Origin of the sequence: Streptomyces sp. NPDC059917 (genome assembly GCF_042730635.1) — a bacterium.
Lineage (GTDB): Bacteria > Actinomycetota > Actinomycetes > Streptomycetales > Streptomycetaceae > Streptomyces.
On sequence record NZ_JBHWLC010000110.1, the window covers coordinates 1 to 21,884 of the forward strand.

A 21,884-nucleotide genomic window follows, 5' to 3' on the forward strand; every position below is an offset into this window, starting at 1 on the left:
GGATGTCCGTGGCCTCGCCACGGACATCCGTCGGACACCCCCTGGTGCGGTGACCGCCGACCCGGGCCGCGGGAGGCCGGGGCCCGGGGCGGCGGTTCAGAACAGGACGACCGAGCGCAGCACTTCGCCGCGCTCCATCCGCGCGAAGGCCTCCTCGACGTCGTCGAGCGCGATGGTCTCGGAGACGAAGGCGTCGAGGTCGAGGCGGCCCTGCAGATAGAGGTCGATCAGCAGCGGGAAGTCCCGCTCGGGCAAGCAGTCCCCGTACCAGGAGGACTTGAGGGAGCCGCCGCGGCCGAAGACGTCGAGCAGCGGCAGTTCGAGCCGCATCTCCGGAGTGGGTACGCCGACCAGCACGACGGTGCCGGCCAGGTCACGGGCGTAGAAGGCCTGGCGGTAGGTCTCCGGGCGGCCGACGGCATCGATGACCACGTCCGCGCCGTTGCCGCCGGTCAGGGCCTTGACGGCCTCGACCACGTCCTCGGTGCGACCGTTGACGGTGTGGGTGGCGCCCAGCCCCTTGGCCTGTTCGAGCTTGCGGTCGTCCAGGTCCACGGCGATGATCCGGCCCGCACCGGCGAGTCGGGCTCCGGCGACGGCCGCGTTGCCCACTCCCCCGCAGCCGATGACGGCCACCGAGTCGCCGCGGCCGACGTTGCCGGTGTTGAGGGCCGCGCCCAGGCCCGCCATCACCCCGCAGCCCAGCAGTCCGGCGGCGGCGGCCGAGGCGGCCGGGTCGACCTTGGTGCACTGTCCGGCGGCGACCAGGGTCTTCTCGGCGAAGGCGCCGATGCCCAGGGCCGGGGAGAGCGGGGTGCCGTCCTCCAGGGTCATGGACTGGGTCGCGTTGTGCGTGTCGAAGCAGTACCACGGACGTCCGCGCTTGCAGGCGCGACAACGCCCGCACACGGCGCGCCAGTTGAGGATGACGAAGTCGCCGGGCGCGACGCCGGTGACGTCGGGGCCGACGGACTCGACCACACCCGCCGCCTCGTGGCCGAGGAGGAAGGGGAACTCGTCGTTGATGCCGCCCTCGCGGTAGTGCAGGTCGGTGTGGCAGACCCCGCAGGCCTGGACCTGGACGAGTACCTCGCCGGGTCCCGGGTCGGGCACGAGGATCGTCGTCGTCTCCACCGGTGCGCCCTTGCTCCGTGCGATGACCCCTCGTACGCGATGCGTCACGTCGTACCCCGTTCTCGTGTGATGCGTGCCGTACCGCGAACGTACACGGCGGGGCGTGCGCGGATGGACCGGTGCGGGAGTTGTGTCACGTTTCCGGCCGTGACGGCGGCGGTGGCGGCGGCGCGAGTTCCGGCGGTACGGCCTCGCGCAGGGCGGCGGCGAAGGCGGCCACGGCGGGGTGGGCCGCGGCCCCGCTGCGGAAGGCGATCTTCGTGCGCCGCTCCATCGGCAGCCGGGTGAGGCGGACCCCGGGCACGCTCGGCGCCCCGCCCGGCGCGGCGGGACCGGCCACGCCGAGCTGCGGTACGACGGCCACCCCCTGGCCCGCCGCGACCAGGGCGAGCACGGTCGCGAACTCGTCCACGCGGTGGCGCTCCCGGGGGGTGAACCCGGCGGCCTGGCAGGCGCGCACGGTCATGGCGTGGCAGAGGGTTCCCGGGGTCGCGGTGATCCAGGGCGCGTCGCGGTGGGCGCGCAGCGCGAGGCCCTGGCCGAGGGCGAGGTCGGGGGCCGCGGAGCCGGGCGGCGGGGTCGGCTCCGCGAGGTACATCGCCTCCCGGCACAGCGGCTCGGTCTCCAGACCCGGTTCCACGGGCGCGGGCACGAAGTCGTACTCGTGGACCAGCGCCACGTCCAGGTCACCGGCCCGCAGGGCGTGCGCGACGGCGGCGGGGTCGGTTTCGGACACCATCGCCTCCAGGGCCGGATGGCGCCGGGCGAGGGCGACCAGCGCGGCGGGGACGATGGCCCGGGTCGCGGTCGGGAAGGCGCCGACGCGCAGCGCTCCCGCGAGCCCGTCGCGGGCCTCGGCGAGGTCCGCCTCGGCCCGTTCCAGGCGCTCCAGCACCGCTTCCGCGTGCCCGACCAGGTGCTGCCCGGCGGGGGTGAGCCGGACGCGGCGGCCGGTGCGCTCCAGGAGCGGCAGGCCCGCTTCGCGCTCGAGGACGGAGAGCTGTTGGGAGACGGCGGACGGACTGAAGGCCAGGGCCTCGGCGACGGCGGCGATGGTGCCGCGGCGGGCGAGTTCGCGCAGCAGGCGCAGACGGCGTACATCGAGCATCGGCTCAGCTTACGGGTCAGGACGGAAATGCGAACTGGACCCGGGGCTCGGTGGCGGGCCACCCTCGGTCCATGGCGCAGAACACCACACAGGACACGGCCCGGAGCGACACCTCGACGCTCCCCGCCCTCCCCCCTTCCTCCCCGCTCCCCGGGCTCCACGCACTGGCGGGACTGCACGTCCCGCTCGTCACCCCCTTCGACGCGTCGGGCGCGGTCGCCCTGGACGCCCTGGAGTCGCTCGCCCACGAGGTGCTCTCGGCGGGCGCCACCGGCCTCTCCCCCCTCGGAACGACCGGCGAGGCCGCCTCCCTCGACGCGGCGGAGCGGGACGCGGTGACCGAGGTGTGCGCACGGGTCTGCCGCGAGCGCGGGGCGTTCCTGAGCGTGGGCGCGGGGGGCAGCAGCACGCGGGCGAGCGAGGTCGCGCTGGCGGGGCTGCGGCGGTGGCCCGAGGTGGGGGCCGCGGTGGTGCCCGTGCCGTCCTTCGTGCGGCCCTCGGCGGCGGGGGTGCTGGCGCACTTCGAGCGGCTCGCGGAGGTCGCGCCCGTACCGCTGATCGTCTACCACATCCCCTACCGGACCGGTCAGCCGCTGGACGCCGGGGCGCTGCGGGCCCTCGGGGCGCTGCCCGGGGTCGCGGGGGTCAAGTACGCGGCGGGCGGCATCGACCAGGACGCGGTGGAGCTGCTGGGCGACCTGCCGGACGGGTTCACGGTCCTGGCGGGCGACGACGCCTTCGCCTCGCCCCTGCTCGCCCTCGGGGCGGGCGGCGCGATCCTGGCCTCGGCACATCTGGCCACGGAGCGGTTCGCCGCGCTCGTGCGGGCCTGGCGCTCCGCGGACGTGTCCGGCGCGCGGGCACTGGGGCACGCGCTGGCCCGGCTGTCGGTGGCCGTGTTCGCCGAGCCGAATCCGGTGGTCCTCAAGGGGGTGCTGCACGCGCAGGGACGCATTCCGACCCCTGACGTGCGGCTGCCGCTGCTGCCCGCCGGAGCCGCCTCGGTGCGGGAGACGCTGCGCAGGCTGGAGGAGCTGGAAGGGCTGGAGGGCTGACGGAGCCGGAGGGGCGGGGACGGAGCCGGAGGGGCGGGCGAAGCCGGAGGGGCGGGGGGACCGCGCCGCGCGGGCGGGCGCGCACCCTCGCAAGAAATCCCCAAGAAGCATGAATGGGCGATTTGCACCTGAATGCCGTACGGGCCGCTCGCCGGTGACGTCAGTCACGCGGGAGCGGCCGCCGCGGCCCCCGCCGCGGGGGTAGCGGAAGGCCGGATTCCGGGCGCCGCAATGAATTGCGGGATTTCCCGCCCCGCCCGGCCCGGATCAATTTCCCGGCCGCTTCCGATATACCGATCACTGCGCGGAATTCAAGCCCTTGTTCCACTCCTCTTCCCTCCTCTACGGTCACCGCAATCCGGGTGGAACGCCGAATCCTGCCGCTACCCGGGAACCCATCCCACTCACGTACGGCAGGAGCGGGGGAACCAGGTAGGCCGCTGGTCCGGACGCACGTTCCGGCCCGGCTCGGGGTGAAGTCGCACCACTGACACGCACGTCCTCGTCATGCTTCGGGCATGACCGCGGACGCGCCGCGTCATGGTGCGGCCGGACAGCTCCCGTCCGAACCCGACAGCTCACCTCGCAGGCGACGGAGAGGAATTCGCCATGTCCGCATCGGGCAAGCACCGCCGTCCCAAGACCAGCCCCCTCGCCCGCCTGCTCGCCGTCGCGGGCACCGGCGGCATGGCCCTCGCCCTCCCCCTGATCAGCGCCTCCGGCGCCGAAGCCGCACAGCCGGCCGCCGCCGCGACCGCGGCCCCCGCGGTCGCGGCATCCGTCGCCGCCACCGCTCCCGCGATCACCGTGCGGGCCGCGGCGGCCACCACCTATTCCGTGGTCGCGGGCGACACCCTTTCCACGATCGCCCAATCGCATTCCGTCAGCGGCGGCTGGAAGAAGCTCTACGCGGACAACCGCGCGGCGATCGGCGACGACCCGTCGGTGATCCGGCCGGGAACCCGGCTGACGCTCGGCGGCGCGGCGAAGGCGGCTCCCGCCAAGGCGGGTTCGGCGACCGCGACGACCCTGGCGGCCGGGCGGGACGCGGGGGCCGCACCCGCGCGGGCCGACCGATCCGTGCGGTCCACGACCCTGTACGCCAACAACCTCGACGGCTGGATCCGCCAGTCGCTGGACATCATGGCCCAGCACGGAATTCCCGGCACCTACGACGGAATTCGCCGCAACGTCCTGCGCGAGTCCTCGGGTAATCCCCTCGCCATCAACAACTGGGACTCCAACGCGGCGGCGGGCATCCCCTCGAAGGGCCTCCTCCAGGTCATCGACCCCACCTTCCGGGCGTACCACGTGCCCGGTACCGCGACCGACTCCTACGACCCGGTCGCGAACATCACCGCCGCCTGCAACTACGCCGCCGACCGCTACGGTTCGATCGACAACGTGAACGGCGCCTACTGAGCGGACCAGGACGCGGCCACCAACGACCGCTGCGCGGCGTGCAGATGGGTGGCCGCGGCCAGCCAGGCCCACGCGTAGCGGTCGGCGCCGGGATCGACGAGACGACCGAAGACGTCCCGGGGCCGCCGGTCGGCCTCGGCGCTCAACGCGGCGGCCAACTCCTCGGCCCCCGCGAAACCGGCCCGGCGCAGCGGCCCCCGGCCGCCGTTCGGCGCGAACTCACCGCGCGCCGCCTCCGCCACCGCCCGGCGGCCCCCCGCGACCCCGGATTCCAACAGCCGCCGCACCCGCCACAGCGGTGACCCGCCCAGCGCGTCCGGTACCGGCTCCCGGTCCCGTACGTCGGCCGGTTCGGGCGCGTCGGCCGCCGCCGGGAGGTGGGACCCCTGGAGCAGGTCGTAGCCGAGGTCGGCCCGGCCCAGCCACTGCGGCGGCAGCCGCAGGGTGTACGCCGACCCGGGCACCGGACCGACGGCCAGCGGTCGCAGGGTCGCGCTCCGGTCCGGGTCGGGGCGGCCGAGCACGCGCAGCGCCAGCCCGGGGCGCTCGGCCAGGCGGCGCAGGTTCGCGGTGTGCGCCAGGTCCGGATGCGGGTGGGCGGGGACCAGGGCGATCAGCGGTGCGCCGGGACGTACCGCGCCGTCGCGGGCCAACTCGCGGACCAGCAGCCGGTCTCCGGCCGCGGCCACCACCAGTACGTCGCATCCGAGCAGGCCCGGGTCGGCGGCCGGGTCGGCCAGGGCCCGCGCCACGGCCTCGGCCGCCGGGCGGGCGAAGAGCGCGGCGGCCGGTCCCTCGCTCCAGTCGATCCCGCGCAGCGGCGTCGCGCGTACGCCCCGGCCCGACCCGAGGCGGCCGTCGGCGGACACGGTCGCCCCGACCACGTGCAGTGCGCCCCGCGCCAGACCGGCGTGATCGAGGACGGCGCCGCCGAGGGCCACGGAGGCGCTCGCGGCGCCCCGGGCCCGGCCGATCCCACCGGGGCGGACGTCGGCGAGGGTGAACCCGTCGCCCTCGGCGTCGACGAGGTGCGTGACCACTCCCGCGTGTCCGGTGGCCGAGAGCACCGGCTCCCGGCACAGGCCGTACACGCGCAGGCTGCCGCCGGACCGGTAGGTGCGCCGGGAGCCGCCGGGGGACGGGAGCGCGGCGGAGTGCAACAGCTCGCGGAAGGCCCCCGTCAGCTCGGTCAGCCGCTGGGCGGCGCTGCGGTCGCGGGCGGCGCGCAGCCCGCGGACCACCCGGAGGGCGGCCGCCTCGGCGTGCGGCAGGCCCGCCAGGCGCGCGGTGTGTGCGGCCCGCAGCAGCTCGGCCTGGACGACGGCGCCGCCCGCGGGCACTCCCGCCGCCAGCGCGGCGGCGGCCGCCTCCCACAGGGCCGCGGCGGCGGCCACCTGCTCCGGGGACGGGGCCAGGGACGGGGCCGGGGACGGCGCCGGGCCGTCGGTCGTGGGCCCGGGCCCCGCTTCCGGCTCGGCGGGAGCGGCGGGCGTCCGGCCGCGGGCGGGCTCCGGGTCGGATGCCTGCTCGGCCGCAGGGTCGGCCGCAGGTGGCTCGGCGAGCGGGGACACCGCGAGGGCGGCGGTGCGGTGGAGGCAGCGGGGGCTCAGGAGGCAGCTGCAGACGGCCTGGTCGGGGGCGGTGATCGCACCCGAGGGGCCGGGCCTCAGGGTGACCTGGGCGTCCTCGCCGAAGCGGTAGGTGACCTCCCCGTCGGCCGCCACGACGGCCGGTGGATCGCCCGCCGCGCAGGCCTCGATGGTGGCGTCGAGCCTCTTGCGCAGCCGCGCGGAGAGCCCGCCGACGGCCTCGGCCAACAGCTCCGGAGCCACCGGGGGGAGCGCGGCCGCGGGAACGTTCGGGGATGCGGGTGCGGGTACGGGTACGGGAATCACGCGCGCTCTCCACGGAGGCGGTCGCCGACCCAGCGGGCCAGGGCGAGGGGGCTGAGGGCGGCCACCGGCATTCCGGCGGCGACGAGTTGCTGCGCGACCGGGACGCTGTAGCGGGGCGCACCGGTGTCGTCGAGGGCGGCGCAGCCCAGCAGTCGGGCCCCCGAGTCGGCCAGTGCGCGGACCTCGCCCAGCAGCCCGCCGAGCGCGTGGCCCTCCTCGAAGTCGCTGACCACGACGACCAGTGTCCGGCTCGGCACCGTGATCAGGGACCGCGCGTGCGCCAGCCCGGCCGCGATGTGCGTACCGCCGCCGACCCGTACTTCGAGCAGCAGGGACAGGGGGTCCTCGACCCGGCCCGTGAGGTCGACCACTTCCGTGGAGAAGGCCAGGAAGTGGGTCGAGAGGGTGGGGACCCCCGCCAGGACCGCGGCGGTCAGCGCGGACCACACGACGGAGGCCTCCATGGAGCCGGAGACGTCGACGACGAGGATCAGCCGCCAGTCGGCCTCGCGGCTCACCCGGGTGCTGAACACCGGTCGCCGCGGCACGACGACCAGGCGGCCGTCCTGCGTCCGGCGGGTGTGCTCGAGGTTGGCCCGCAGGGTCCGGGGCAGGTCGAGCACTCCGCCGGGGCGGCGGGTGGGGCGCGGGGTGGACAGCCCCGAGAGGGCGGGGCGCAGCCGGGTGGCCAGCTCCCGGCGCAGTTCGTCGACCAGTCGCTTGACCAGGGGTCGCAGCCGGGCGAGTTGCTGCTCGGGCAGTCCTCCGGCGAGGGAGAGCACCGAGGCGAGCAGTTCCACGGAGGGGCGTACGGAGGCGGGGTCGAGCTGGGTCAGTACGTCGGTGCGGCCCGCTCCGGCGGCCTCGGCGAGCACTTCCTCCCGTACGTCGGCCCCGAACAGGGCTTCCAGTTCCTCGGCCCACTCGCGGACCGTGGGGAAGGACGCCTCCCGGCCACCGCCGCAGCCGCCTCCGTCGAGGTCGCCCGCGCCCTCGCCCCGCCCGGCGCCGTACAGCTCGTCCAGGGCGTACGCGTAGCGGCGGGCGCCCGCGGAGAGCCGGTCCCGGTGGCGCCCGAGCAGCAGCCGCCACCGGTCCTCCGGGGCGATCCGCCGCGGGACCTCGGTCGGCGGTCCGGGGGTCGGTGCGGCGGGCCCGACCGGTGCGAGGGGTGCGGCCGGTACTTCGGGGGCCGCGGGCGGGAGCGCGGAGGCCGCGGGGAGCGGGAGGGACCGCAGGGCCGCGAGCCCCGCTGCGTCCGCCGCGGCCCAGAGCGCCAGGACGGCGGCCGGCGCGTCCAGGGAGAGGTCGATCCGGTCGCCGAGCCGTCGCGCGACGGTGTCCAGGAGCCGGTCCCGGGCCGCCGGGGCGAGGGCGTCGAACCCGCCGCGCAGGGCCGGGAGCCGGTCCAGGAACTCCTGGTCGGTGAGGTGGTCGACGCGGTCCAGGACCGGGGAGAGCGCATCCGCGGAGGCGTCGAGGAGCGGCCCGGCGGCGGTGAACAGGCCCGCCAGTCGGCGGGTCAGCGTGCGGCGGCCCTCGGCGGCGGTGGCGCCGTCGATCCACCCGGCCGCGCGGGCACCGAGGTCGGCGGCGCGGTCCAGGTCGAGCAGGACCCGTACGGCGAAGGCCGCGCCCTGCATCAGCGGGGAGACCGCGGGGCCGCGGCCCGTACCGGTCAGGGCCGCGAGGGAACCCTCCAGCCGTAGCCCCAGCTGCTGGGCGGCGGCCCGGTCCGCGAGGGCCACCAGGGCGGCCGCATCGGCCGGGTCCTCACTCCCGGCGAGTCCGGGCAGCGTGCGGACGCAGGCGTCCATCAAGGTGGCGGCGAGCCCGGTCGTGTCGGGCCGGACCCCGGGGAAGTGTCCGCGCCGCAGGGCTTCCAACAGGTCGAGGGCGTCGAGGAGTTCGGGGAGGGCGGCGGCCGAGGGCAGCACCTGCGCCGCCTGCTCCAGTCGGGCCGCCACGAGGGCGGGCAGGTCACAACGGGCCGCGGCGGACAGGCCGGTGAGGACCTGGGCGCTCGTCGGTCCGCCCTCGGCGAGGGCGCGCCGGGCGGTGTCGCGCAGGGTGCCGGCGGCGGCCTGCTCGGCCGTGACCCCGCGCACGCCCGCGAGGTCGAGGCGCGCCGGGACCGAAGGCGTCCAGGACAGCCGCCACTTGGTGCCGAGGGCCGGCCCGTCGCCGGTCGCGGCGACGGCGAGCGGCTCGCCGTACGCCGCCCCGCACACCAGCAGCCGTTGCAGCAGCACCTCGCGGCGGGCGTCCAGCGCGGAGCGCGACGGGTCGAGGCGGACCTCGCGGGGTGCCGGGTCCTCGGGGGACGGCAGGCGCAGCGCGGCCAGTTCGGCCTCGACGCTGGGGCCGAGGCCGGACCGGGGGGTGTGCGGGGCGATCCGGCCGCGGGCGGTGCCGACGAGGACGACCTCCAGGGCCCGGGCCAACGCCCGGCCCCGGCCCAGGGGTTCGCCCTGGCCCAGGACGGTCGTGACGGCCTCCAGCAGCTCGCCGCGGCCGGGGGCGGGCAGCCCGCGCAGGCGGGCCAGGTCGCAGGCGACGCGCAGGGTCTCGGCGGCCTCGCCGGTGCCGGCGGTGTGCCCGGCGCGGCGCAGTTCGCGGCAGACGCCGGTCACCGCGGCGGAGGCCGCCGCGCGCAGCCGGGCGGGGTCGCCCGCCGCGGCCAGCACGGCCTGCTGCCACAGGGGGTCCCGGATCCCGGCGGGGTAGCCGGAGCGCGAGTCGAGGAGGTCGAAGGAGTACGGCACGAGCGAGGTCACGACGCCGTGGGGGGCGTCGGGGCCGTCGGCGGTCAGCGGTGCGGTGGATCCCGTGTCCGGGGTGGTCGGGGCCGTCGTGCCGGGCAGCAGGGCCGGGGCGTGGAAGGCGCCGATCACGGCGGCCACGCGGTGGCCTGCGGCGGTGAGGGTGGTGATCACCTGGCGCATGTGGGCCTCGCGGGCCAGGTCGGTGGCGGCGACGGAGCGGGTGTCCTCCCGCAGGGCCCAGCCCACGCCGAGGGCGGCGCGGCGGATCGCGTCGGGGGCGCAGCCGGGGGCCAGCACCTCCACGGAGCGGTCCCAGAGGTCGTCGCCCGTGCGGCCGGTGCCGGTGGCCGCCAGGCCGTCGGCGTAGCGGGGCGCCGCACCGGCCGACCCGTCCGTCGTCCCCTCCGGGGGCGCCTCAAACGCCGGCGGGGCTGGACTCGGGTCCCCGGCCGGCAGTCCGGCAGGACCGCCTCCCTCTGGGGGCGCCTCAAACGCTGGCGGGGCTGGACTCGGGTCCCCGGGCTCCGGGTCGGTCGGGTTGGTCCGTTCCAGGGGGAGGTCGCAGCAGATCACTTCGATTTTGTGGGCGCGGGCCCAGCGGATGGCGGCCAGTTCCGGGGAGAAGTCGGCGAAGGGGTAGAAGGACAGGCGGCCGTCGGCGCCCGTGGCGGCCAGGGCTACGGGGGCCAGGGTCTCCGGGTCGGCCAGGTGCTCCAGCCACGGCTGGAAGTCGGCGGGCAGCTCCACGCACACCACGTCCGCGCCGGAGGCGTCCAGCAGGTCGGGCACGACGGCGGCCAGGGCGGGGCTGTGGTGGCGCACGCCCAGCAGGTACGGCTCACGGCACGCGGCCAGCGCCGCCACCCGCCCGCGGGGGTCCCCGGGGTCCCGGGGCTCGGGGATCGTCATCGCAGGGAACCCCGCAGGTCCCACAGGCGGCGCCACATCGCCGAGCCGTCCTCGGCCCGGCGGCGGACCGGGCCGTCCCAGTAGCCCAACAGGCGCCCGTGGTCGGCGGGGTCGTCCTTGCGGACGACGCCCAGGAGGTGGCCCGGCAGCAGGTCCAGCACGTCCCCGCCGGGCAGGTAGGCGGCGGCCACCCCGAGGGACGCGGCCACCTGGACGGCCTCGGCGGTGGACATGACCGTTCCCGGGCGTTCCACGTCCCAGCCCTCGGCGGAGCGCCCGCACCGCAGGTCGCGGAAGACCGTGACCAGGGCGTCGAGCACCGCGTCGTCAACCTCGAAGGCCGCGCCCGCCCGCTGGACGGCGGCCACCGCCTGGCGGCGGATCAGGGCCGCCTCGGCGTCGGCGTCGGCGATCGGCTCGACCGTCTCGAAGTTGAAGCGGCGCTTGAGGGCCGCGGACATCTCCGAGACGCCCCGGTCGCGCAGGTTGGCGGTGGCGATGACGGTGAAGCCGGGCGCGGCGGCGACCTGCGCGTCCTCGGTGGCGGTGAGCTCCGGCACGCTGATGCGGCGGTCGGAGAGCAACGAGACCAGCGCGTCCTGCACCTCGGGCAGGCAGCGGGTGATCTCCTCGACCCGGACGACCCGGCCGGTCCGCATGGCGGCGAGCACCGGGGAGTCGACCAGGGCCTGCGGGGTGGGCCCCTGGGCCAGCAGGAGGGCGTAGTTCCAGCCGTACCGGAAGGCGTCCTCGGTGGTGCCCGCGGTGCCCTGCACGGTGAGCGCGCTGGTGCCGCTGACCGCGGCGGCCAGCAGTTCCGAGAGCATCGACTTGGCGGTTCCGGGTTCGCCGGTGAGGAGCAGGCCGCGCTCACCGGCGAGGGTGACCACGCAGCGTTCGACGAGGGCCCGTTCCCCGACGAACTTCGGGGCGATGACGAGCTTGGCGGGCAGGCCGGCCCGGCGCCCGGGCAGGGCGAGCGCGGCGCCGTCGCTGCCGCAGACGAAGGTGACGACGGCGCGCGGGGTCAGGAGCCAGCCGGGCGGGCGGGGGCCGGTGTCCTGGGCGGCGAGGAAGGCGAGTTCGGCGGCGTGGCGCTCCTCGGCCGGGAGGGTCCGGCGGGCGCCGCCGTCGGCGGGTGCGTCGGCGGTGACGGTCATCGTGCTTCTTTCGCGAAGGGGGTCGGTGGTCAACGGCGGCGGGTGCGCTTGACCTTGAGGGTCTCGAAGCGCGGCGCGTCGCCCGCGCGCACCCGCTGCCAGGCGCGCCGGTAGAGGTCGGCGGCCGGTTCGGAGGGGACCAGGGCGCCCAGGCCCGGGTACCCGTCGACGAGCGGCTCGTACAGCGGGAGCTTCCACTCCTCCAGCGGCAGGGCCGGGGCGGCGGGCTCGGTCCAGCCGCCGGGGAGGAAGAGGGTGCGCCCGGCGCGGGCCCGGGTGCCGCTCACCACGAGGTCGGTCGCCGCCAGTTCGGCCCGGGCGGCCTTCGACCGGGCGGGCTTCCACCCGGTCCAGCGGGCGGTGTTGCGGTCGGTGGGGTCGGGCATGGCGAGCAGGGCGAGGTAGAGGGCGCTCGCGTCCGCGCCCAGCTTGAGCGTGGTGGCCGCCTCGGCGACCAGGTCCGGCACGGAGCGGCTCGGGTCCTGCGGCCACCAGGTGCCGTCCGCCTCGGCGGAGCCCGCCGCCGGGGCTCCCGGGTCGGCGAGCAGCGCGGCGAAGTGCGGGGCGTGCGCCACCCGCAGGGCGGTCTCCACCCGGGTGGGCTGCTGCTGGACGCCGCGCAGCAGCGCCAGGTAGGGGTCGGTACCGGCCGAGTCCAGGAGGGCGGGGCGCAGCGCGGCCGAGGCATGGGTGTGGACGGTGGGCAGCACGACCGCGCCGTAGCGCTCGTGCTCCTCGGCGGTCTCGGTCGGCGTGCCGGCCGCGGTGCGGAACTCCTCGCGCCCGCAGTACCCGACGGACAGCAGCAGTTCGGGGGCGGCGAGCCGCTGGCGCAGGGCGGTGAGCGCGGGCGGCAGCGCGGCCCGGACGGGGTCGCCCGCCGGGAGGCGGTGGGCCAGCCACGCGGCGAGGGCCAGGGATCCGGTCAGGACGGCCGTGGTGAAGGGGCGGTCGGCCGGCTCGCGGGGTTCGGGCTGGTTCCCCTTGATGGTCCAGGGCACGTCGGTGGAGAGTTCCGGCGTGTTCGCGGGGTCGAGGAGCGCGGGCAGTGCGTGGTGCACCGCCCATCCGGCGCGCACCTCCCGGACGGCGTCGGCGAGCAGTTGCTCGGGGACGGGCGTACGGCGGCCCAGGCGCCGGTTCCACACCTCGGCGGCCGCGGCCGCGTCCGGGCCGGTGGTCCACAGCGCGGCGGGGTCGCGGGGCAGCAGCGCGCCGGTCAGGGCGCGGCGCAGCTCGGGGGCGAGGGCGCGCAGTTCGGTGCGGGCGACGGCGGCTTCGGCGACCTTGACGTCGAGCAGGGTGCGCAGCGCGGTGGGCAGGAAGTTGTTCTCGTAGGCGTCGATGCGGGGCAGTCCGGCGACGACCAGCTTGGCGAGGGCGGCCGGTACGCCGGTGAGCCGGGCGAACTCGTCGGCGGCCCCGGGGAACCAGGGCGCCGCGCCGCGGGCTTCGACCTCGGTGCGCAGCCGCGCCGCCCAGTCGGCGTCGCGGTCCCGGTCCCGGTCGCGTCCGGCGAGGGGGGCCGCGCTGCGCAGGGTGTAGGGCGCGGGCACGGCGAAGCGGCCGGTGGGGTCGTGCAGGAGGGCGTCGAACTCGTGGCCGTCGGGGACGGCGCGGTCGGCGCCGGTGAGGGCCAGGACGGCGCCGCCGCCGAGCGGCAGGACGGTGCGGTCCTGGAAGTGGCGTCGCGGTCCGGCTCCGGCGCCGCGGATCCGGTCCGCCGCGAGGTGGACCACGACCCGGCGCCAGGTGGCCTCGGATCCTTCGGCCGTGGCGAGGCCCAGGCCGTCGAGCGCGGTGAGCAGGGCGAGCAGCGCCTCGCGCTGGGGTGCGGTGGTGCCCGGTGCGACCGCGCGCAGGGCGAGGGCGGCGGGCCGGTCGAGGAGTCCGCTCCAGGGCAGGCCGGAGTGGGCCGGGGCGGGCAGGTCGAGGTGGACCCGGCCGGGTGCGGCCGGGGCGGTGGTGTCGGCGCGGACCGCCGCGAGTGCGTGCAGGTACTGGTGGAGCAGGTCCTGTTCGCCGTTCCAGCGGTGGTAGCCGGAGCCCAGGAGCCCGCCGAGCGCCTCGTGGACCAGCTCGTCGGTGGGGCCGGGGGCGCAGGCGCGGTCGGTGGCGGCGGGTTCGAGCCGGGCGGCGGCGCGGTCCAGGACGTCCTGCTGGGCGAGGGCGAGGGCGAGGGCCTCGACGACGCCGCCGATCATCTTCGGTTCGGTGACGGTGGGCAGGGCCGCCGCGACCAGGGCGGGCAGGTCGGCGTTGCGGCCGGCCGCGACGGCCGCCTTCAGGAGCGCTCCGATGCCTTCGCGGTCGGCGGTGCGCAGCGCGGCCGAGGACTCGGGGTCGCGCGGGCGCAGGGCGTACCAGTGGGCGAGGGGCGGCAGTTCGACGCTGCCGGTGGAGAGGGTGCTGCTGTAGCCGCCGCGGGATTCGACGGTGACGACGCCGTCGGGGTCGGTGAGGCTGAGCTGGCGCCAGTGGTGGGTGAGGACGCGGGGGCGGTCGTCGCCGGGGAAGACGAGGGCGGCGACCGGCATCTCCCGGCCTTCGGGGGCCGTGACGCGGCGGCCGGCCGTGTCGCGCGCGCTCCAGCCCTGGCCGGGGGTCCGGACGGCGTACCAGCCGAGCAGTCCGTCCGTGGGGGCGCCGAGGACGGAGTCCGCGACGGTGGGCGCGGGGCGCAGCCAGTTGCCCTGGCAGGAGCAGGTCCCGCTGCAGGGGCCCGCGGGGACGCCGTCGGCGCCCTGGTCGCGCAGGGCGTCGGTGAAGAACGCGGGCAGGGAGCGCCGTCCGTGGGCGCCGCTCGCCGGGTCGTACTCGCACCAGCCGCCCTGGTCGTCGTCCTGGGCGCCCTCGGCGCGCTGCCACGCCCAGTAGGAGGAGCCGTCGTGGAGCAGCGGGCGTTCGGCGGGCAGCCGGGTGTCGCCCCGGTGCAGGACTCCGCCGCCGAGGGCGCGGCCGCCGCCGGGCAGGGGCAGCGAGACGTGCTCGGAGCGCATGTTCCAGTAGCCGCGGTCGTTGCCGTCCTTGTCGAAGGCGACGGTGAAGACCCGGTCGGGGGTGCGGTGCCAGTAGCCCTCGACGGCGCCGCCGTACGTGCCCCAGAGCACCAGGAGTTCGCCGTCGACGTAGTGGAAGCCGTACCGGCGGTGGCCGCCCTTCGGCGCGCGCAGGTCGTGGACGAGGACGGTGGAGTCGGCGTCGATGACGCGGACCTGGGAGGTGCTCGCCACGATCAGGTGGGGCCAGGCGTCGACGACGGTCAGGCCGTCCTGGCCGCGTCCGGTGGCCAGGGCGTCGAGGGCCTCTTCCCAGGCGGGCCAGTGCAGTTCCTCGAAGAGTCCGCCGCGCAGGGTACGGGCGAGGGTCTCGCCGAGGTCGGCGGCCACGGCGGCGGCGACCTCGGCCGGGGCCAGCTCCAGGGCTTCGGTGGGCAGCCAGCCCAGCCGGGCGGTGGCCGCGGGCAGGCCGGGCAGACCGGCGGAGGAGGACTGTGCGGCGACGCCGCGCATCCACGCGGCCAGCATGGTCCGGCCGCCGGGGGCCGCGGCGAGGCAGCGGATGACCTGCGGGCCGGGGGCGCTCTCGCCGAGCGCGTCGGCGGCGCGCTCGAAGGCGGGCCGGAAGCGCTGGTCGGCGGCGAGGGCGAGCAGGTCGCGCCGCTGCTCGTACGGGGCCCAGTCGCGCAGGCCCAGCTGGGCGTTCGCGTCGTGGCGCGGGTCCGGGTCGGCGACCGGGAGGTCGAGCGACAGGAGCAGGTCGAGCAGGTCCGCGTCCTGCACCCCGATGGCGAGAGCGGCCCGGTCGGGGTGGGCGAGTTCGGCGCGCAGTCGGTCGGCGGCGCGGCTGACGAGGTCGAGCAGCAGCGGAGCGGTGGGGCGCGCTCCCCAGCCTTCGTGCCGGGCCGCGTGGAAGCGCTCCAGCCAGCCCGCGGCGCCGTCGGGGGCGCGCTCCTCGGCGGGCAGGTCCGCGGAGCACAGCCCGGCGGTGGCGCCGGATTCCTCCAGGACCTCCAGCCACAGGGTGGTGAAGGCGGCGCTCTGCTCGGAGGTGAACGGCGGGGTCAGGCCGAGCAGCGTTCCGCGCACGGCCGGGACCCGGCGGGCGAGCGCGACGAGTGCGCCGCGCTGCGCCTTCCACCAGCCGTGGGCGGCGCGCAGGGTGGCCGGCAGGGGGAGGAGTTCGGCGAGGTGGTCCTCTTCGGCTCCGGTCCCGGTGTGTCCGGCGGCCTTGGCGAGGCGTCGCAGTTCGGCGGCGGCCTGTGCGGAGGGGGCCAGTCCGCCGGCGGTGCGCCGCACGCACAGGCGGCGGAAGCGTTCGTACGCCTCGGCGGGGCTCACCCGGGCGGCCAGTTCACGGCCGTAGCCGGTGAGGACCTTCACGGGGAGGGCGCCGGCCAGGGCGAATTCGAGGAAGACGGCGTCGAGGCGGTCCTCGTCGACGGTGAGGCCGTGCTGGGCCTCGCTGGTGCGGGCCCGGGTGAACAGCTGGGAGGCGTAGGTGGTGTGGTCGACCGCGAGGAAGATCCGGGCGGCCTGTTCGTAGAAGACGGGCAGGAAGTGCGGGACGGACGATGCCAGTCGGCCGGCCAGGGCGAGGCATCCGTCGAGGGTCGCCTTGGGCCGGTTCGTCGCCTGGCGGGCCAGCCGGTCCAGTTCGGGGACGACGGCGAGGGCGTGGTGTCCGTCCTCGGGGTGGTGGACGAGCACCCAGGCGGGGAAGCCGAGGGCCTGGCGGCGGCCGATGCCGACCACGGCCGGTTCGCCGTCGGGGACCAGCCCGAGGAATCCGGCGGCGAGGTCCTCGGCCGCGCCGAGTTCGGCGGCGGCGAGCCGCACCACGACGCGGTCGTCCTCCAGGGCGGGGTGGCGGTAGGTGCGGGCGGTCAGGTCGACCGCGCCGGGCCCGGCGCCGGGGGTGTCGCGGGGCAGCACCGCGCCTGCCCGGAGCAGCAGTTCGGCCTCCCGTACGGCCCCTGCCGCGCCGTCGCCGCCCTGTACGTCCTGCACGTCCCGCTCGTCCCGCTCGTCCCGCTCGTCGATGTCCCGCACGTCGCCCCCGCTCATGTCCTGGTGTTCCCGCCCGCTCGTCGTTGTTGTTGTGGTGGTGGTGCTGGTGGTGCTCACGCGTTGCCGCCCTCGTCGATCCGGCGTCCCGCGTACAGCGCGGCGGCCATCCGCATGCCTTCGGACCAGGCCACCGGCCCGACCTGCGCCAGGCTCACGCCCCGGCCGTCCGCGTCGCTCCAGGTCAGTGCGCCGGTGCTCTGCTCGGACTCCCAGTACGGTTCGCCGACCCACACGGCGGCGGAGGTGGCGCGGCCCGCGTCGCGGACGGCGCAGGTCGCGTAGCCCCCGGAGACCCGGTAGCCGAGGGAGGTCGCCCGGGCGGTGAGGCTGAAGCGGCTCGGGAACACCCCGCCCGCGTAGTCCCGGACCTCGAAGCCGGTCGCGCCGGGGGCGTCGCCCGCCGGGGCGCCGGTGCGCCGCCAGGTGGCGCGGTGGATCTGCTCGACCCGCTGCTCGATGCCGAGTTCGGCCGCGAAGTCCCGTACGTCGTCCAGGTCCGGCAGCAGCACCGGGTGCGGCAGGGTCACCGTGCGCGGGGCCAGCCGTACGGTCTCGCCGTCGAGGTTGACCACGCGCAGCTCACCCGCGTCGGTGACGTCGCGCAGGAAGCCCGGCTCGTCGGGGTCCTCGCCGATCACCACGAGGTCGCGCAGGGCGACGCGCCAGGCCTCGTCCGGCCAGACCCGGGCGATCAGGGCGGTCGGCACGGGCAGGGAGGACACCATCCAGGTGTCCACCTGCGCCAGGCACTCGGCCGCGTGCCGGTCGAGCCATTCGGAGAACTGCCGCAGCCGCTCCACCTCGGGGTGCTCCCGCAGTGCCTTGGGCAGGGTCTTCAACTGCCGTCCCGCCGAGCGTCCGGCCGTCGGCCGCGCCGCCACCCGCCCCTCCACCAGGGCGATTTCATACCCTTCACCCGCTGCCAGCCATGCCATCAGCCCGTACCCCTCCGCCTGTCCGATCAGGATGCGCGCAGCCTGGACAGGAGGGGTTGGAGCCCCCCTGAGCTGCGGCATGTCGGGAACAGTAGGGGTGGCCACTGACAACGCGTCCGGCAGGGTGCCCGCGGCCGGAGCAGCCGGTCGGCGCGGCCGGTCAGCGCAGCCGGTCGGCCAGGTCGGTGAACTGACTCCACGTCGGCTGCGGCGGGCGCGGGTCCCAGACCTTCTGGGCGAGGGCCGCGAGCGGCAGCCGGATCCCGGCGGCGACCTGGTCCTGGGTCTGCGAGGCGGCCAGGTCGCACCAGACGGCGAGGCGGGCGCCCAGGATCTGCCCGGCGTAGCGGGCGGGCACGGCCTCGGTGCCGCGCAGGACGAGCGGGGTCCACTGTTCGTAGATGCGCCGCCCGGTCGGGTAGGTGAAGTCGTTGGGTTCGCCGAGGACGTAGTACAGGTACTCGTCGTTGAGGTTGACCACGGGACGGCCCTCGCGCAGGTACTCCAGGGGCGGGCGGGCCCCGATCTCCTTGCCCGTCCAGTACTCGACCTCGATGTCCCGCGCGGCGGTGGCGGCGCCCCCGGTGAAGAAGCCGTCGTTCCACGCCTTGGGCGTCCGTCCGGCGCCGCGGACGACCGCGGCCCGGTCGTTCAGCCAGCCGGTGGCCAGGTCCGCCACGCGCGCCCCGGCGCCGTAGCGCTTCCGGGCGGCCGCGGCGAGCTGCGGGAAGGAGGCCTGCGGGTCCTTGACCACGAGGGCCTGGTACTCGTCGGCGCCGACGTGCCAGCGCGCACCGGGGAAGAGCGGCAGGTACTCGCGCAGCAGCTCGTCGACGAGCCGGGCGGCCGCCGGGTCGGATATGTCCACGGCGCCCTTGACGGCCCGGCCCGCCGCGTCGCGCAGTTGGAGCGCGGGGTGGGCGCGCAGGACGGCGCCGAGGTGTCCGGGCGAGTCGATCTCGGGGACCACTTCGATGTGCAGACTGCGCGCGAGGGCCACGATCCGGCGCACCTCGGCCTGGGTGAGGTGCGGGTCGGAGACGATTTCGGGGTGGCTGACGGAGGCGATGCGGAAGGCCTGGTCGTCCGAGAAGTGCAGGCCCAGCTGGTTGAGTTTGAGGTCGGCCATCTCGCGCAGCCGGTCCTCGATCCAGGGCGCGGTGAAGTTCTTGCGGGCGATGTCGAGGTTGAGCCCGCGCTGGGGGCGGTCCGGCGCGTCCTTGACCGTGCCCTCGCCGATGGATCCGGCGCCGCGGACGGCCTGTTCGAGGGTGCGGGTGCCGTAGAAGACCCCGGCGTCGTCGGGGCCCGTGATGCGGACGCCGCCGTCGCGGACGGTGAGGGTGTACGACTCGGGCGGGGCCTTGGCCCCGGAGGCGGGGGCGGCGTCGAGGGCGAGTGCCACGTCGCCGGGCCGGACCGGTCCGCCGTCCTCGGCGTAGCCGAGCTTCAGGTCGCGGGCGAGCGCCCTGCCCTCGTCGGCGAGGGCGGCCGCATGGGCGGGGGCGACGACGACCCGGGCCCGCGGGGCGGGTTTCCAGCCGGGGCCGCGGGCCGGTTCGAAGGTGCGGACGGCCGGGATGGTCAGGGGCGCGGTGGAGAGCGGGAAGCTGCGGCTCGGCGAAGGGGCGCTGGTGCTGGGGGGCGCCGGATCCGGGCTGCCCGGGGCCGCCGGCGAGCTGGCCGCGCCGGAGTCCGTGCGGCCGCTCGCGGGGGCCGAGGTACAGCCCGGCAGTGCGAGCGCGGCCACCGCGACGGCCACGGCCGTCGCGGTGGTGCGTATCTTCCCGGTTCGCCCCATGGTCACCAACCTCCCACCGGGCGGCGCGCTACGCGACCCGAACCGGCGCCCGCTCCCCTTCGGGGACCCCCGCACCGGACGCGACCACGCGTCCGGTGCGCGCGGTGCGGCGCTCCAGTGCCCCGGAGACCAGGGCGAGGGCCAGCGCGGAGGCGGCGAGGGCGGCGCCGACCCAGTTGGGCGCGGTCCAGCCCATGCCGCCCGCGATGACCAGTCCGCCGAGCCAGGCGGCGAGGGCGTTGCCGAGGTTGAAGGCGCCGATGTTCACGGCGGAGGCGAGCGTGGGGGCGCCGGCGGCCTGGTCGAGGACCCGCTTCTGGAGCGGGGGCACGGTGGCGAAGCCGAGGGCGCCGATCAGGGTGACGGTGACCGCGGCGAGCACCTTGTGGTGCGCGGTCACGGTGAACAGGGCCAGTACGAGCGCCAGCGCGCCCAGGGTCCCGTACAGCATCGGCATCAGGTGGCGGTCGGCGAAGCGCCCGCCGAGCAGGTTGCCGGCGACCATGCCGAGGCCGAAGAGGACGAGCAGCCAGGTGACGGAGGTGTCGGCGAAGCCCGCGACGTTCGTCATCATCGGCGTGATGTAGGTGATCGCGGCGAAGACCCCGCCGAAGCCGAGGACGGTCATCGCCATGGCGAGCAGCACCTGGACGTTGCGGAAGGCGGCCAGTTCGTGGCGGATCCGTACGCCCTCGGGACGCGGCAGGTCGGGGACGAGCCGGGCGATGCCGAGCAGGCCGAGGACGCCGAGCCCGGCGACGATGAAGAAGGTGACGCGCCAGCCGAGGTGCTGGCCGACGAGGGTGCCGAGCGGGACGCCGACGACGTTGGCGACGGTGAGGCCGGTGAACATCATGGCGATCGCGCCCGCCTTCTTCTCGGGGGCGACGAGCTCGGCGGCGACGACGGCGCCGATGCCGAAGAACGCGCCGTGGGCGAGGGAGGCCAGCACCCGACCGGCGAGCATCACGCCGAAGGCGGGGGCCAGCGCGGAGAGCAGGTTGCCGGCGATGAACAGGCCCATGAGCAGCATCAGCATGCGCTTGCGGGGGATGCGGGTGCCGAGGACGGTCATCAGCGGCGCGCCGAGCACGACGCCGAGGGCGTAGCCGGTGACCAGGAATCCGGCGGTGGGGATCGTGACGCCGTAGCCGGCGGCGACCTCGGGCAGCAGGCCCATGATCACGAACTCGGTGGTGCCGATCCCGAAGGCCCCGATGGCGAGGGCGAGCAGTGCGAGTGGCATGGGGGGAGGCCCTTCAGGGGGGTGCGGGGGTGCGCTGTGCGTGTCGTACGGCCTCGTGCGGAGCGGGGGGGGAGCCGACGATTGCCGCAGCGCCTTACGAGCGTCCACATTAATTGCAGACGCGGGATATTTGCAAGCGCGGGCTATTGCGGACGTGTCCTATCCTGAGGGGGTACGCGTGCCCCGCGCGTCCCGCGAGGAGGACCCCATGACCGCCACGGACGGCGCACTGACCGCCCTCTCCCAGGGCTGGTGCGCCCTCTCCCTGCTGCACGGCAGGATCGAGACCCACATCGAAAGGGCGCTCCAGGCGGGCCACGGGCTGAGCGTGCGGGAGTACTCGCTCCTCGACGTCCTCAGCCGCCAGCACGACGGGCCCGGCGGGCACCTGCGCATGCACCAGGTCGCCGAGTCGGTGGTGCTCAGCCAGAGCGCGACCACGCGCCTGGTCACCCGCCTCGAGGACCGCGGGCTGCTCAGCCGCTACCTCTGCGACACCGACCGCCGGGGGATCTACACCGACGTCAGCGGGGCCGGGCTGGCGCTGCTGGAGGCCGCCCGGCCCACGAACGACCGCGCGCTGCGCGAGGCCCTGGACGCGGCCGCCGCGAACCCGGCCCTCGCGCCGCTGGTCGCGGCCGTCACCGGCCCGGCGGGGAACTGACCTGGGAGCTCATCGACGGGGAGCGCTGCGGCGACGGCGCCCCGCTGGCGGAGCTCCCGGAACTCGGGACGCCGCTCGTGGCCGGAGGACGCGGCGACTGGGCGTCCTGCGCGCCGCGCGAGGGCGTGGGACTCGGGGGCCGCGGCGAGGACGGAGCGGCGGAGGGGACCGCCGAGGGGGACACCGAGGGCCGCGGGGGCGACTGCGAGCCCCCGGGCGAAGGGGTCGGTGACGGCGCGGGCAGCGAGGGCGGGGACGCGGGCGGCGCCGGACGCGGCGCCTGATCGGGCGCGAGGGCGACGTATCCGACCGCGATCGCGGCGGCCGCGGCCAGCCCGGCCAAGGGCAGGGCGAACCGGCGCGGCGGCAGGACCGACAGCCGTCGCAGATGGCGCCCGGGGGGATCGGCGGGCCGCAGCTCGCGCACGGTGATCTGCTCGGCCCGCGCGGACAGCGCCGCGCGCAGTCGTCGTTCGACGGGCCGCCCCCCGTCACCACCGTCACCACTGCCACCACTGCCACCGTCACCGTCGTCACCGCCGGTGCCGGACCCGCCGTCCCCGCCGAGGCCGGGCAGCACGGTGAAGGGACCGGCCGGTCGGCCGTCGGCGCGCGGGCCGTGGCCGCCGGGGGCGCGGCCCGGCCCCCTCGGCCAGTGCCGTGCCCAGTGCCGTGCCCAGCGCCTCGCCCAGCGCGGTCCCGAGCTCCTCGGGCACCCCGT

At 76.6% G+C, this 21,884-nt stretch carries 12 protein-coding genes, 1 pseudogene and 1 riboswitch; of the genes and pseudogenes, 3 read left to right on the top strand and 10 right to left on the bottom strand.

The features are described from left to right. Positions 1–96: 96 nt before the first annotated feature. Together ACFWAR_RS36120 and ACFWAR_RS36125 are read right to left on the bottom strand one after the other, a co-directional pair. Positions 97–1,182 carry an S-(hydroxymethyl)mycothiol dehydrogenase gene (locus ACFWAR_RS36120; protein WP_385786919.1) on the bottom strand — a complete coding sequence of 362 codons (1,086 nt, stop codon included), beginning with the start codon at positions 1,180–1,182 and terminating at the stop codon, positions 97–99. 85 nt (positions 1,183–1,267) lie between these two features. Continuing rightward, positions 1,268–2,242, bottom strand: coding sequence for a LysR substrate-binding domain-containing protein (locus ACFWAR_RS36125; RefSeq protein WP_385786922.1), 975 nt, complete (start codon positions 2,240–2,242; stop codon positions 1,268–1,270). A gap of 71 nt (positions 2,243–2,313) precedes the next feature. Here ACFWAR_RS36125 and ACFWAR_RS36130 point away from each other — a divergent pair, with 71 nt between their 5' ends. After that, positions 2,314–3,297 carry a dihydrodipicolinate synthase family protein gene (locus tag ACFWAR_RS36130; protein WP_385786925.1) on the top strand — a complete coding sequence of 328 codons (984 nt, stop codon included), beginning with the start codon at positions 2,314–2,316 and terminating at the stop codon, positions 3,295–3,297. A 358-nt stretch (positions 3,298–3,655) separates the two neighbouring features. After that, positions 3,656–3,902, top strand: a riboswitch (cyclic di-AMP (ydaO/yuaA leader). Between the two features lie 4 nt (positions 3,903–3,906). Continuing rightward, positions 3,907–4,719 carry a transglycosylase SLT domain-containing protein gene (locus ACFWAR_RS36135; RefSeq protein WP_385786928.1) on the top strand — a complete coding sequence of 271 codons (813 nt, stop codon included), beginning with the start codon at positions 3,907–3,909 and terminating at the stop codon, positions 4,717–4,719. Here the strand turns inward: ACFWAR_RS36135 and ACFWAR_RS36140 are convergent. The 7 genes from ACFWAR_RS36140 to ACFWAR_RS36170 all read right to left on the bottom strand — a co-directional run bounded on the left by ACFWAR_RS36140 (position 4,713) and on the right by ACFWAR_RS36170 (position 20,499). Continuing rightward, positions 4,713–6,614, bottom strand: coding sequence for a hypothetical protein (locus ACFWAR_RS36140; protein WP_385786930.1), 1,902 nt, complete (start codon positions 6,612–6,614; stop codon positions 4,713–4,715). The genes ACFWAR_RS36135 and ACFWAR_RS36140 overlap by 7 nt on opposite strands. Then, complete coding sequence (locus ACFWAR_RS36145) at positions 6,611–10,288, bottom strand: DUF5682 family protein (protein WP_385786933.1); 3,678 nt, start codon at positions 10,286–10,288, stop codon at positions 6,611–6,613. The genes ACFWAR_RS36140 and ACFWAR_RS36145 overlap by 4 nt, the downstream gene beginning before the upstream one ends. Beyond that, positions 10,285–11,448: an AAA family ATPase gene (locus ACFWAR_RS36150; RefSeq protein WP_385786936.1), complete on the bottom strand. Its 1,164-nt coding sequence runs from the start codon at positions 11,446–11,448 to the stop codon at positions 10,285–10,287. The genes ACFWAR_RS36145 and ACFWAR_RS36150 overlap by 4 nt, the downstream gene beginning before the upstream one ends. Positions 11,449–11,477: 29 nt before the next feature. Beyond that, complete coding sequence (locus ACFWAR_RS36155; RefSeq protein WP_385786938.1) at positions 11,478–16,574, bottom strand: DNA-binding protein; 5,097 nt, start codon at positions 16,572–16,574, stop codon at positions 11,478–11,480. Then, positions 16,571–17,452 (bottom strand): DUF4132 domain-containing protein, encoded by an 882-nt coding sequence (locus ACFWAR_RS36160; RefSeq protein ID WP_385786941.1) that lies wholly within the window; start codon positions 17,450–17,452, stop codon positions 16,571–16,573. The genes ACFWAR_RS36155 and ACFWAR_RS36160 overlap by 4 nt, the downstream gene beginning before the upstream one ends. A 160-nt stretch (positions 17,453–17,612) precedes the next feature. After that, on the bottom strand, positions 17,613–19,253 hold the full coding sequence (locus ACFWAR_RS36165) for a glycoside hydrolase family 20 protein (protein ID WP_385786943.1): 1,641 nt from the start codon (positions 19,251–19,253) through the stop codon (positions 17,613–17,615). Positions 19,254–19,281: 28 nt separating this feature from the next. Further along, on the bottom strand, positions 19,282–20,499 hold the full coding sequence (locus ACFWAR_RS36170) for an MFS transporter (RefSeq protein WP_385786946.1): 1,218 nt from the start codon (positions 20,497–20,499) through the stop codon (positions 19,282–19,284). 208 nt (positions 20,500–20,707) lie between these two features. Between ACFWAR_RS36170 and ACFWAR_RS36175 the strand changes: the two genes are divergently transcribed. Further along, positions 20,708–21,163 (top strand): MarR family winged helix-turn-helix transcriptional regulator, encoded by a 456-nt coding sequence (locus ACFWAR_RS36175; protein ID WP_385786949.1) that lies wholly within the window; start codon positions 20,708–20,710, stop codon positions 21,161–21,163. On the opposite strand, the pseudogene ACFWAR_RS36180 reads toward ACFWAR_RS36175, so the two are convergent. Next, positions 21,141–21,884: pseudogene (locus tag ACFWAR_RS36180) on the bottom strand (hypothetical protein); the annotation flags it as partial. The gene ACFWAR_RS36175 and the pseudogene ACFWAR_RS36180 overlap by 23 nt on opposite strands.

Bases quoted from the DNA above. Each gene is read 5' to 3' on its own strand.
- ACFWAR_RS36125 (WP_385786922.1), bottom strand. From the start codon at position 2,242: ATGCTCGATGTACGCCGTCTGCGCCTGCTGCGCGAACTCGCCCGCCGC.
- ACFWAR_RS36130 (WP_385786925.1), top strand. From the start codon at position 2,314: ATGGCGCAGAACACCACACAGGACACGGCCCGGAGCGACACCTCGACG.
- ACFWAR_RS36135 (WP_385786928.1), top strand. From the start codon at position 3,907: ATGTCCGCATCGGGCAAGCACCGCCGTCCCAAGACCAGCCCCCTCGCC.
- ACFWAR_RS36145 (WP_385786933.1), bottom strand. From the start codon at position 10,288: ATGACGATCCCCGAGCCCCGGGACCCCGGGGACCCCCGCGGGCGGGTG.
- ACFWAR_RS36150 (WP_385786936.1), bottom strand. From the start codon at position 11,448: ATGACCGTCACCGCCGACGCACCCGCCGACGGCGGCGCCCGCCGGACC.
- ACFWAR_RS36160 (WP_385786941.1), bottom strand. From the start codon at position 17,452: ATGGCATGGCTGGCAGCGGGTGAAGGGTATGAAATCGCCCTGGTGGAG.
- ACFWAR_RS36165 (WP_385786943.1), bottom strand. From the start codon at position 19,253: ATGGGGCGAACCGGGAAGATACGCACCACCGCGACGGCCGTGGCCGTC.
- ACFWAR_RS36170 (WP_385786946.1), bottom strand. From the start codon at position 20,499: ATGCCACTCGCACTGCTCGCCCTCGCCATCGGGGCCTTCGGGATCGGC.
- ACFWAR_RS36175 (WP_385786949.1), top strand. From the start codon at position 20,708: ATGACCGCCACGGACGGCGCACTGACCGCCCTCTCCCAGGGCTGGTGC.